Here is a 6,998-nt window from a genome sequence, read left to right as displayed (position 1 = left end):
GATTATTGTCTGTACGCTTCGATAACATCCTAAATTTCCCCCGTTAACCAAGAATTCTATCCCTATTATACAAAAAAAGCCTGTAGATTTGGCCACTAGTTTAGGGACTTTGTCTACAAGCTGAGAACCCTTGTATACCAAGGGTTCTTTTATATGGAGCATACCGGGCTCGAACCGGTGACCTCTTCGCTGCCAGTGTGGGTTGGCAAGATTTTTTAGAATTTCACAAGTTATAAAAAGCTTTATTTAGTAACATTTCAAAGCAATTTCATACCAACTAGAAACAACATAAACAAAAAAATACGTCGGCATTTTGTCGGCAACGGTCGGCAAAATGTCGGCATATTTTATGCATAAAAAAAAGACCGATTTACACGGTCTAATGTCTTTTAAAGAAAGAAAAAAGTTAAAAGGGATATAATAATTTTGGGAAAGAAGATTTCTTAACTTAATGAAACACATTATTATTGAAATTAAGGAGGGAAAAACTCTCCTTATTTATGTTGTATAAACATTTGTAGTAATATTTCCCAATCATTCTTAATCTTTTTTATTTCTTTTTCTAATCTGTCCAGTTTATTAGTTGCATAATCCAATAAACAATCTAATTCATCCAAATCCGATTGCAATTCAATCCACCTCACTTGGATTATACAACTATTAGGTATTTTTAACTAGGTATTTACACACGAAGATAAAGTGGGGCATTTATGAAAATATCATGATTATATAGAAAATATTTTAATTATCTTGTCAACAAATAACAATTTTTTTATAATAATATTCAAGTCATAATATAGTGAAATTTCTATAACAATTTATTACTTCAAATAGGCAAAATGGGATTTTAACATCCCTCTTCTATTCATTAGGTATTAAGAATTCAATTTTTATGATTATTGTTTCCTACCTATAAAATTATAAGGAATATAATAATATTTATTTTGTTAATATAATACAATATTTAGAATTTAATTATTTTTTAATTAATGGGGGAAGATTTATGAAAACTCAATACATTGTCGGTTCAATGTTCTTATTAACTGGGTGTTTAATGTACTTTTTAGAAAGATTAGTCAGTTCCGCTGTACATATTTCAGGTAACTTCGTAAACGAAAATACTCTCCGTATTTACCCAGAATCATACATTCTCTCCTTTTCACTTATCATTATAGGGGGAATTTTAATAGCAATAGCTGAATATAGAAGAAACAAAAATAAAGGTAAATAGAAAAAGTGTATATTAAATATTCTATAAACAAAATGGTTCTTCTGAACAATTCAAAGACACAAAATATGTGTTGAAATGTTTCAGACGAACCATTTTATATTTTTAAATTTTAAAATAAATTCAAAAAATTTAAATGGAAAATATTTACATATTTTTACTTTTTTTGTAATATCTATATGAATTTATTATTTTAAAATAGGGGGGTTTATTTTGAGAAAAATATTTATTATTTTTAGTTGTTTAGTTCTATTCTTTGGTTGTTGGAATGTTTTACCTCGAAAAGCAGATGCCCTAAGTGGTAACGAACCAACTTATACATATTGGTTGCAATCATCTTCTACTCCATATAAAACTTCATACGGTAAATGGGTTACCAGATCTGGTTATTCTCATGGACCTATGAAAAAAACATATAGTTATAGTACTAATACTTCATTTAGCATAGAAAGTTCTGCTGGAATTTCTAAGAATAATATAAAAAGTGGTTTATCTGTTTCTTTTACTGCAGGTAAAAAAATATCTACATCAGCGACATGTACAATTCCCAAAAATAAAAAAGGAGCTTATCAGACTAGAGATGTATATAAACACTACAAAGTAAAAATGGACCAATGGAAAAGTATTGATGGACGCAAATCAAAAACAGGAGCCACTAAAACTGTCAAAATTAAGAAAAAAGTAAGTATTGAAGATAGATGTCATATTATAAATAAGTAATTAACCTATTAATAAGGTTGTTCGTTAACGTTTAATAAAGTTATCGAACAACCTTATTTTGAAAAGATAGACCCATCTAGGTTTTAGATGGGCTTTTTTTATTTATAAATAAAAAGAAGTGCATTTCGTCCTTCAATTTATTCTAAGTCTTTCTTATAAACCCAGGATATAATCTCTTTCAACAACACCCTATCGGATTTGACTTGCTGAATCGTATAAGTTTGTCCTTTTACCCAATTTGGAATTGTTTGCCCAGTTGCATAATGAGTAGCAGAAGATTTAATTTTTACTTTATCACCTACCTTAAATTCTCTCACATCGCAACCACCTATTGGAATAATCAATTTTTGGCCAACATAGATAGTATCAGAAGTTAATCCATTAGCTTCTTTAATCTGTTCAATGGTTACACCATATTTCTGCGAAATTCCCCATAATGTATCTCCAGGTTTAACAGTATATGTTCCGGTTGATGTGTTTTCTTTAGGTTTTGAAGGTGAAGAAGATTTTTTCTTTAAATTAAAATGTTTAGCAATTCCAACAGCATGTGCTTCACCAATTTTCTTCAAATTACTTTCACTCTTCAAGAATTCAGCATCTTTTTTCGTATCTATAAACCCGTTTTCCGTTAAAACTGCCTTCATTTTTGATTCTCTTAAAACATGATAATTCTCCTGTTTCTTACCACGGTCACGGAATCCACTAAATACCTTCATTACTTCACCATGAACGTCGTTTTGAAGGTTTTTTGTCGATGAACCAACGCCAGGATATACATAAGACTCAAAACCTGTTCCTCCGCCTGCATTAATATGGATAGAAACATAGGCATCAGCATTCCAGTTGTTTGCTTCTTTCGTTCTTGCTGATAAGGACTTTGTTGTATCGGATGTGCGAGACATTTTCACTTGAACACCAGAGTAGTTGTTTAATAGGAAGTCACGTGCATACTTAGCAATTTTTAATGTTAAATCTTTCTCTTTTAAGCCATTAGCAACAGCACCTGGATCAGTTCCACCATGTCCTGGATCAATAAAAATACGTACCATTATTTATCCTCTCCTTTATAAAAATTAAAAGCCGACTTAATTAAGTCAGCTTTATGCCCCTTTTTTATCGTTTTTTAATACATCAACGGCATTTTGTAATTTATCTGGTATGGGTAGCCCTGCTCGTCCAGCATTTTCTAAGATGGATAACAATTCATTGGCTAAATAAAAAAAGATTGTTGCATCACGAAAAATATCATTTTGACCACCTAATGCTTCATCGATTAAATGAGCAACTGCAACAATCGCAAAAATCATGACCTTTTTAAAAATCCCTTTAAAACCAACTTTGCTAGATAGCTTCCCTTCGAGAGCTGATGCAAATAAACCAGTCACATAATCAATAAATACGAATGCCAGTAAAATGCCCATTAGCGTTGACCACCCTCCCCATAAGTAACCAACTAAACCGCCGAGGGCGGTCACTATAACTTTAAATGCTTGTTCCATATTGATCCTCCTTTTGTAGGCAAAATAAAAGCACCCCAAAGGATGCTTTCATTACTTTAAAAGTTTAATTAGATTGCTTTTTTGTTCTGGATTTAATCCAGAACCATTCTTTAACCACTCTTCTACTAACTTATACATTCCCCAAGGGTGCAAACTTATTTTCTCACTATCACCAATTTTATTACCTATATCAACTTTCCCGTTAATATAAGTATGAAACCAAGGAGATGAAGCTTTATTATAATTAGAAAGGTCCTCTTTGTTCCAAGACATTTTAGTTACCTCCTTCCTTTATCTATATCAGTATTCGACAAAATAGGTCTAAATCCCTTTTTTTACAAAATAACCCCACCTAATCGACAATTTAAATATTTATTTTTTGTTTCAGATACTATGCCAAGAGATATTCATAATGTCCTCTACGGTCGCTGCTGATATCACCATAGGCTCTAGTTGATCACGAAGTTTAGAAATACATTCATTTTTATGTTTCACCGAGACTACATATAGATTATTGAATTCTTCTTTGTTAACAGTGACTCGCACACATTCACCGTTTTTCTTGGCAGTCAAGGTATGTTCCGTGATAATATCCGTGTCAAACAATTCCTTTGTGTCTCGGAGATTCAATTGTGCTTCCTTGTCATAAGAGAAATGGTAGATTTCTTCTCGAATTTTATGCTTAAATCCATTCAGAATATGGTATTCACATGCTTGATTTAGTTCGTTCAATTTAGATATTTTTAATTGTTGTAATTGGAACTCAACATCTTTCACTAGTTCTCCATTCTCGTATCTAAATATAAATGGATTTTTAAGTACCTCATGGTCTTCCCTTATATTCATTGAAATTTCTCCATCTACATTAGACGGATGTGAAGAAACTCCTTCTAAACGTCCCTCAGAATCCAAAGTAAAGTAGATTACCATAGTCCCCTCCTTAATATTCATATATTGCTACTAACACTTTATAAGCATTGTTACCTTCCTCATTCTGAGCATGCCCTACTATCCTATCGTGGTAAATATATAGGTACTTAAATACAGGGCTATCTCCGTAGGTATCGTTATACGATAACATACACGAATAGGACTTTCCGCTGTTCATTGCTACATATTGCTTTGGTATATGTGTGTGATCAAATTGACGACCATTGACTCCGGATCCTTTAGAGTAACTCTCCCATTCTAGAACCCAACCATTTCGACAGTCATGTATACTTTTTGCTGGTCGAATTGTTTGTGAATCCTTAGGATATAATGCACCTGCCCATAGAATTGGTTGCCTGTTTATCGGATTGTAATATCCTCTTGTTAGTTCCCAGATCGAGTCTTCGGACTGATAGAATGCTGGGATTGAACCCTCTACCAGTTGTACACCGTCACATTGAATCCATTTATTGTCCCTCTCTCCATTCGACACAATAACTTCAAGTTGATCATCTACGGCAAAATTAGTAGGAACTGTAAATGTAACCGCCCTACGAACAATAGAATAATCACTTGGTACAGGGTCAAAAATTTGTTTTGCTATACGCGATATTCTAACCCCATAGCCGTTTACGTGCCATACTTCGAGATACGGAGTTCCACCCGATGTACATTGCCATTGGCGCTTGAAGTAGGCTGATAAGGTATAAATCCCACCTGCACCTATTCCTTCACTCACGTATTGACTCACATATTGTGCATTTAATAAGACTATAGCTTGTCTCCCAAACATAGGTAACGCCTGTGGCATATCTGGAGAAAATTGTGTAGCCACCTTTGGGTTTCCAGTAGGGATCCAATATTGTACAGTTGCTCCTAAGTCCACCACTCTCATATCGAGCCAATTGTGGTCTATACTGTCTTGCCCCATGGATTCTGGATCACCGAATACCAATTCGAAAGAATGATCTTTGAGAAGGTTACGTGCCGGAGTTACGCTATAACGGACATTAGTATTATCTTCCTCCAAAGTAAATGACCCATTTTTCACGTTCACTCCGTTCTCGTCAATCGTGGTAACAGCGCTATTTTGATTATCATAAGCTGTCTTACCCCATTGTGCATATTGCTTAATTGTATTGGCTGGAGTTCCGTTAACATTCTGAGTATCTTTTGCTGTATTTTCACTTGTAACATCACCAGTCTTTTCCCAGTCAGAAGAGTTATACGAACCAGACGTTCTGGTGCGAATACAAATATAGGTTGATGTGCCATTTTTCCAAATGTCACCGATTTTATAGGGTGGATTTGGCTGAGACGTGAAAGTCTTCGCTTTTGAGTCTGCCGTGTTCTTTGCGTTATCTGCTATATTTTTGGCTTCGTTAGCAACCCGTTCTATTTTTGCTGGAATTTCTTGTTTTTCAATTCCTTTAAGCTCATCAAATTCACGTTTGATTTTTGATATTAATGTTGGGACTTCCTCCCCAAATATCGCTTCAAGGGTAAAACCACTTGACTCGTAAATCTCGTTAAACTCCGTGATAGGTGCGTCCATTGTAATGTTCCAGCTTCTATTGAATACTTGAACAACGTCACCCAATCGGAAGTCTTTTTCGTATTCGAAAGGTGTAGCCATAGCAAATTCGTTTCGTTTGTCTTTTATTGTTGGTGTTAATATTTGTGCTTCAAGGTAAAATTCTTTTCCGTAATCAGTCGATAACGCTTTTTCTCCCCGTTCGATTAATAGACGGATAACATCATCTTCCGGTATAGTTACTTCATCTCCATCTTCGGTTGTTTGTTTTGATTGGATATCTCTTGCGTCAACAAATACTTCTAAACGCTCTAACCCTATACCATCACCAACTTTAACAACTTTTCTTTCTGCACCTTCCCCTTCTCCACCAACAATAGCAACGTTTTTATAGTTAATCTCACTGTCTATAAACGTTTGATTTTTAATTGTACTAAAATCCGGGCTAAAAAAGACGGGTGGATTCCCGTCTGAATTGTCTTGGGTTAAGTCTCTAGGCTCAATTACATCAAATATCCATTTTTTTCGAACCATATCGGCATAGATTGTCCAACCTAAATTTGCGGTTTTAGAAATTTCTACAATTTCATCCCCCACGTTTTTATACCGAGATTCCCATTCAATATACTGTCCACGGTGTTTATTAGGTGCAATTTCCATAAAGTCGATCTTTCTATCGGGATCATCCGGATCAATAAAGTGACGATAAACGTAATGCTTCATAACAGTTTCCGCATCTCCGCTTTTCCGATCATAATCAGTATGTGTTGGAGGAATAGTTATTCGTTGATTAAGCACACCGTCAAGTGTATAACCGGTTATTTTCCAATTCTCAGAGGATCTTCCAGTTTCATCAAGCGATATTTCTCGATGTTTAATAATCATTACTTTATCTGCACGTTTATCCAACATTATTAAATTGTTTTTCTGAAAAAACTCGGCACCTTCAACATACTGGTTTATATGCAATTCAAATGTGCCAATCTCATAAAATTTCGGTCTGAATTGTAGACTTATATAATCTTCTGTTTCATAGAGTAAATCCATATATGGCGTGTAAATTCTTATCGGCTTTCTCAATTTGATC

At 34.2% G+C, this 6,998-nt stretch carries 8 protein-coding genes; 2 read left to right on the top strand and 6 right to left on the bottom strand.

Annotated features, from left to right (window positions below; translation table 11 throughout):
• Positions 1-494: 494 nt before the first annotated feature.
• Positions 495-629 (bottom strand): hypothetical protein, encoded by a 135-nt coding sequence (locus OEV82_RS09295; protein ID WP_263061718.1) that lies wholly within the window; start codon positions 627-629, stop codon positions 495-497.
• 374 nt (positions 630-1,003) lie between these two features.
• Here OEV82_RS09295 and OEV82_RS09290 point away from each other — a divergent pair, with 374 nt between their 5' ends.
• A complete protein-coding gene (locus OEV82_RS09290) occupies positions 1,004-1,231 on the top strand; it encodes a hypothetical protein (RefSeq protein WP_263061717.1) in 228 nt (75 codons plus the stop codon).
• Positions 1,232-1,441: 210 nt separating this feature from the next.
• Positions 1,442-1,948, top strand: a complete 507-nt coding sequence (locus OEV82_RS09285; RefSeq protein ID WP_263061716.1) for a hypothetical protein — start codon at positions 1,442-1,444, stop codon at positions 1,946-1,948.
• A gap of 137 nt (positions 1,949-2,085) precedes the next feature.
• On the opposite strand, the gene OEV82_RS09280 is transcribed toward OEV82_RS09285, so the two are convergent.
• The 5 genes from OEV82_RS09280 to OEV82_RS09260 form a co-directional block, all read right to left on the bottom strand.
• Positions 2,086-2,997: an N-acetylmuramoyl-L-alanine amidase gene (locus OEV82_RS09280; protein ID WP_263061715.1), complete on the bottom strand. Its 912-nt coding sequence runs from the start codon at positions 2,995-2,997 to the stop codon at positions 2,086-2,088.
• 51 nt (positions 2,998-3,048) lie between these two features.
• Entirely contained in the window at positions 3,049-3,447 is a 399-nt protein-coding gene (locus tag OEV82_RS09275; RefSeq protein ID WP_263061714.1) for a phage holin family protein, read from the bottom strand.
• Positions 3,448-3,498: 51 nt separating this feature from the next.
• On the bottom strand, positions 3,499-3,720 hold the full coding sequence (locus OEV82_RS09270; protein WP_263061713.1) for a hypothetical protein: 222 nt from the start codon (positions 3,718-3,720) through the stop codon (positions 3,499-3,501).
• A 111-nt stretch (positions 3,721-3,831) separates the two neighbouring features.
• On the bottom strand, positions 3,832-4,377 hold the full coding sequence (locus OEV82_RS09265; protein WP_263061712.1) for a DUF4376 domain-containing protein: 546 nt from the start codon (positions 4,375-4,377) through the stop codon (positions 3,832-3,834).
• Positions 4,378-4,387: 10 nt separating this feature from the next.
• The gene (locus tag OEV82_RS09260; RefSeq protein ID WP_263061711.1) at positions 4,388-6,991 is read right to left on the bottom strand and encodes a siphovirus ReqiPepy6 Gp37-like family protein; all 2,604 of its coding nucleotides are present in this window, start codon (positions 6,989-6,991) and stop codon (positions 4,388-4,390) included.
• Between the last annotated feature and the right edge of the window lie 7 nt (positions 6,992-6,998).

It is taken from the genome of Pallidibacillus thermolactis, assembly GCF_025660415.1.
GTDB classification, from domain to species: Bacteria; Bacillota; Bacilli; order Bacillales; family Caldibacillaceae; genus Pallidibacillus; species Pallidibacillus thermolactis.
Note: the sequence above shows the minus strand (reverse complement) of the source record. Positions and strands in the feature narration are given on the sequence as shown.